Source organism: Actinosynnema sp. NPDC023658 (assembly GCF_040639995.1).
Classification (GTDB): domain Bacteria; phylum Actinomycetota; class Actinomycetes; order Mycobacteriales; family Pseudonocardiaceae; genus Actinosynnema.
The window spans coordinates 1-3,365 of the sequence record NZ_JBFAAX010000626.1 but is presented as its reverse complement, the minus strand read 5'-3'; the positions used below and the strand labels follow the sequence as shown (position 1 = coordinate 3,365).

At 68.0% G+C, this 3,365-nt stretch carries 2 protein-coding genes; one reads left to right on the top strand and one right to left on the bottom strand.

Going from position 1 to position 3,365, the window contains the following annotated elements:
• The coding region (locus AB0G02_RS32330; RefSeq protein WP_360801743.1) for an AMP-binding protein at window positions 1-813 on the bottom strand (813 nt) is incomplete at its 3' end.
• A gap of 387 nt (window positions 814-1,200) precedes the next feature.
• Here AB0G02_RS32330 and AB0G02_RS32325 point away from each other — a divergent pair.
• Window positions 1,201-2,496 carry a condensation domain-containing protein gene (locus AB0G02_RS32325; protein WP_360801740.1) on the top strand — a complete coding sequence of 432 codons (1,296 nt, stop codon included), beginning with the start codon at window positions 1,201-1,203 and terminating at the stop codon, window positions 2,494-2,496.
• Window positions 2,497-3,365: the final 869 nt, after the last annotated feature.

Below are 3,365 nucleotides of genomic sequence, written 5' to 3'. Positions count from 1 at the left end.
GCAGGCGGCCTCCCACGAGCGCAGGTCGAGCGCTCCGATCCGGTCCTCCGGGACGGCACGGCAGCACAGCTCGTAGGCGAAGTTCGGCGCGGAGCTGATGGTGCCCCGGTAGAGGCTGATCGCGTCGAGCCAGCGCACGGGCTTGCGGATGAACGCGTCCGGCGGCATCAGCACGCAGGTCGCGCCGAGGTGGAGCGGGTGCAGCACCGCGCCGATGAGGCCCATGTCGTGGTAGAAGGGCAGCCAGCTCACCACGACGGCGTCCGCGCCCTGCTGGAAGACCTCTTGGAGCTCCCGCTGGTTCGCCATGAGGTTGGCGTGGCTGACGACCACGCCTTTGGGGGAGCCGGTCGACCCCGAGGTGTACTGCAGGAACGCGATGTCCGCCGGGTCCGGGTGGGGGTGGTCGAACCCGCGCGGTGCGACGTCGGCGAGGTTAAGGACGTCGAGGGGACCGGGTAGCCAGTCCGCCACCACCGACGGATCGACGTTGGTCAGCACCACGGACGGCGCGGCGTCCTCGATGATCGACCGGAAGCCGGCCACGGACGCCCCGGCGGCCGTCGGTGGCGCCAGCGGAACCGCGATGACGCCGGCCCGCAGCAGGCCGAGGAAGGCGACTACGAACTCCAACGACGGGGTGAACACCAGCGCGACCCGCGTGCCGGCTGGGTGGTGGTCGCGCACGGCCGCGGCCAGCGCGGTGGCCCGCCGATGCAACGCGCCGTAGGTCAGCGCCGCGGTCTCGGTCTCGCCATCGGAGAGGAATCGGTACGCGACCGCGTCGGGTCGACGGCGCGCGAGATCCGCCATTCTTCCCGACAATGTGGTCGCAGCCATTTCGAATCGCCGCGACATGCGGCTAGCCCGAAAAACGGCTCAAGTGCGAATAGTACAAAAATTTTCTGCGGAAGATTCCGGACACATCGCCAGGATGAGTTCCCCAGTCAACCACAGCGCCCCCTCCCCGGACGTCTGCCGGGTCGATTATGATCGATCACCGGCGAAATCCAACCGTAACCACAGGTTCGACAGACTGTCAAGAGCGCATTGTTGAGCGATCTTCGGAACCCCGTCTCCGCAGGTCAAAGGTATGTTAGGCGATCACCGATCGCTGATCATCACTTTAATCGCTTCCGAGAGTTCCCCGGCCGATCACGATGTGGTATAAGATCTTGAGTGACTGCTGGAGACGTGGCCATGACAACGATTCCGCTCACGCCCGAACAGCGCAGCTTGCTGTTCAACGATCGACTGCTCGGGCCTGGCGTAGCACACAACATCAGTTTCCACATCCCGCTTTCCAGTGACATCCCGGACGACGTGGTGCGCGCGGCGGCGACCACCCTGACCACCCGGCACGGCGCGCTGCGCTCGGGCCTCGTCGACGCCGCCACCCAGCGCCTGGGCAACGCCGAGGTCGACGTGGCAGTGTTCGAGACCGACGATCTCGACGAGGGACTGTCCCTCCGGTACCGGCAGTTGCACAACGCGGAACTCTTCCCGCGGACCACACCGCGGCGCGCGCACTTCGAACTGGTCCGCTCACCCGCCGAACAGGCGCTGCTCGTGTCGCTGGACCACGTCGCCGCGGACGGGTTCTCGGTCGACCTCGCGCAGGACTGCCTGTCCGGCGCGCTCGGCCTCACCGACGACCCCGGAGCCCCGGCCGTGTCGTTCGAGGCGTTCTGCACTGACCGGGCCGCCGTCGCCGAGCGTCGCAGGAACCGCGAGATCGCCGCGTGGCAACAGGCGTTCGACGGCGTCGAACCCGTCCTCGGCCTGCTGCCGCACGAGGGCGAGAGGGCGACGTGGATCCGCGCGCAACGCGATTCGGTGCTGCCGGGCGGCGAACTCACGGCGGCGGTGCGCGAGTTGGCCGCCACGACGCGGTCCACGCCGTTCATCGTCGTGGCCGCACTGGTGTCCGCGGTGATCTGGCAGCGAACCGGTCAGCGCGCCTTCGCCGTGCAGACCCCGGTGTCCACCCGCCGGGCCGCGACCGACCTGAGCGTCATCAGCTACTTGGTGAGCGAGCGGCCCATCGTGTGCCGCGTCGACCCGGGGACCACGTTCGAAGCGCACGTCGCCGGAGTCCGGAACGCTTGCAGCACCGCGGTGCGAAACGCCTACCTGGCGGAAGACGACCTCGCGGAACGGATCGACGGCTTCGGGGCGGCGCTGTCGGCACCCGGCGTCGACTACCTGCAACTGCACGTCGACCTCGTCGACGAGGCGCTGCCCGGCGTCGGCTCGTCCGAGGACTCGACCGAGCGCAGCGACCACGTCACCGAACTGGGGCCGTTCACCCCGAGCGGGGACCTGACCTGCACAACGCTCCGGTTCCAACTGAGCCCCGCCCGCACCCGACTGCGCACGTTCTTCGGTGGCCCACAAGGGGGACTCCCGGCCGCGGCCGAGCTGATCGACGCCGCCGTCGCACTGCTCGGGCAGGTCGCGCGGACGCCGGAGACGACCCTGGCACGACTGCGGTAGAACGATTTCCGGGATCTAACGCCGACGGACACGGCAGCCCCAGGGTCATTGCGTTGCGGGGGGAGCTGCTGGTCTCGGAGGTGATGAGGCCGTGTGATCGGCGGAGGGCGCGGGCGATATTGGCGTCACCGTTGGTGCGGTACCGTCCGATCGCGGTGTTGCGCAGGGTCGCGATGACGACGGTGTGCCTGCCGAGAACCTCATCCATGCAGGCAGAAGACGCACGAAGCCCGATGCCTTGAAACGCTCGCGGCACGGTTGTCATCCGCGCTGCGGTATCGACCAGCATGGCGTGATGACCGGCCGTGCTGCTCCGACTGGCCACCTCGGCGTGACCAACGCGTTCGCGTTGCTGCGCCTGCTGCCCATGAGCGACCGGGACAAGGACGTGGAGATCCTGGCGCTACGGCACCAGATCACCATCCTGGAACGCCAATTGGGCAAAACCCGCCCTCGGTTCTCCCCGCCGATCGAATGTTCCTCGCGGCACTACTGCACCGGCTTCCGGTCGCTACGCTGCATCGGCTCCACCTACTGGTACGCCCGGAGACGGTGCTGCGGTGGCACCGGGACCTCCTCGCCCGCCGCCACGCCGCCAGGTCCCGCCCCAAGCGGCCCGGCCGACCACGAACCGTTCGCTCAGTCCAACTCCTGGTGCTACCCCTGGCACAGGACAACCCCACTTGGGGCTACCGCCGCATCCACGGAGAACTCCTCGTACTCGGCATCAGTCGCTGCCTCCACCGTCTGGCAGATCCTCAAAGACGGCGGGATCGGGACTTCACCCTGGATGTTGGACACGGGGTTATGCGGCGTGGGTCAGCGTAGCCGGTGTCGAAGTGAGGCTGTTCTCGTAGTCGATTGGGGAT